Here is a 234-nt window from a genome sequence, read left to right on the forward strand (position 1 = left end):
CAGTCTTTCTGCGAGCCGCTCAGCGCGGGCATACGTCCCAGAAACCCGTCGTCTTGGCGGGCGAGGTGTAGTACCAGCATTGACCAAACTGCGGCGGCGTACCTGCCAATGAAACGGCAGCAGCTCCGGCGACGAAGCCGATGGCAGCACCCGCGGCGATGGCGGTGCCGGGACGCCAGTAGCGGCGAGGGGCGACGGCCACGACGCCGCGCCGGACGGGCGGGCGAACGGCAG

Annotated in this window: 1 pseudogene; it reads right to left on the bottom strand. The window is 70.1% G+C overall.

Annotation, left to right across the window (positions count from 1 at the left end):
* Positions 1 to 19 precede the first annotated feature (19 nt).
* A pseudogene (locus tag EOD29_RS35210) lies at positions 20 to 234 on the bottom strand (hypothetical protein); the annotation flags it as partial.

The organism is Mesorhizobium sp. M1A.T.Ca.IN.004.03.1.1, assembly GCF_003997555.1.
Taxonomy (GTDB): Bacteria; Pseudomonadota; Alphaproteobacteria; order Rhizobiales; family Rhizobiaceae; genus Mesorhizobium.